The organism is Pseudonocardia endophytica, from assembly GCF_004339565.1.
Taxonomy (GTDB): domain Bacteria; phylum Actinomycetota; class Actinomycetes; order Mycobacteriales; family Pseudonocardiaceae; genus Pseudonocardia; species Pseudonocardia endophytica.
The window spans coordinates 286043-286948 of the sequence record NZ_SMFZ01000001.1; the positions used below are offsets into that span (position 1 = coordinate 286043).

General features: G+C 72.2%; 1 protein-coding gene. It reads right to left on the reverse strand.

The window, feature by feature from the left end; all coding sequences use genetic code 11:
- Positions 1-78: 78 nt before the first annotated feature.
- The gene (locus tag EV378_RS01330) at positions 79-834 is read right to left on the reverse strand and encodes a thioesterase II family protein (protein WP_132420936.1); all 756 of its coding nucleotides are present in this window, start codon (positions 832-834) and stop codon (positions 79-81) included.
- Positions 835-906 lie beyond the last annotated feature (72 nt).

A 906-nucleotide genomic window follows, 5' to 3' on the forward strand; every position in this document is an offset into this window, starting at 1 on the left:
TGACCCTAGGCAATTGTGCCGTCCGTCGTGCGCCGGGTACACCGCTTCGGACTCGGCGACCGGGTCTCGCGCGCGAGATCACCCGAGTGCGGTCAGTCTCTCGCGCAGCATCGCGATGATCGCGGGCGCGTCGGAGGCGAGGAAGAAGTGTCCGCCGGGCCGCACGTGCAGGTCGAACGCGCCGGTCGTGTGGCCGCGCCACGCCCGCGCCTCCTCCTCGGTCGTCTTCGGATCGGCATCGCCGGTGAGCACGGTCAGCGGCGTCCGGACGGTGACGTCCGGCGCGCACCGGTAGGTCTCGATGGCGGTGTAGTCGCTGCGGATCGCCGGCAGCACCATCCGCAGGATCTCCTCGTCGCCGAGCAGCGACGTGTCCGTCCCGGCGAGCAGCTTGAGCTCGGAGACCATGCGGTCGTCGGACTGCTCGTGGACGTGCTCGTCGCGGGTCGTCGACGGGGCGCGCCGCCCGGAGGCGAACAGGTGGGCGGGCCCGTCGCCGTCGGCCTCGAGCCGCCGTGTCACCTCGAACGCCAGCGTGGCGCCCATGCTGTGCCCGAAGAACACCGTCGGGCGCCGCCGCACGGTGTCCCGCACGGCCGCGTGGACCTGGTCGGCCAGCACGTGCAGGTCGTCCGGGCTGGTCTCCCTGCGCCGGTCCTGGCGGCCCGGGTACTGGACGGCGAACACCTCGGCGACCGGTGACAGCTGTTCGGACACCGGGAAGTAGAACGAGGCCGAGCCACCGGCGTGCGGGAAGCAGACGAGCTGGACCGGCCGGTCCGGTGCCGGGTGGAAGCACCGGACCCACTGGCCCTGCTCGGTGGCGGTCGTCATGGGTCCTCCTCGTGACGGAACGTGCTCCCATTGCACCGGGCCGGACGCCGGTGAATCCCTAGTCCTGCCGGC

Coding starts and splice junctions, on each gene's coding strand:
- EV378_RS01330 (WP_132420936.1), bottom strand. CDS start 834: ATGACGACCGCCACCGAGCAGGGCCAGTGGGTCCGGTGCTTCCACCCG.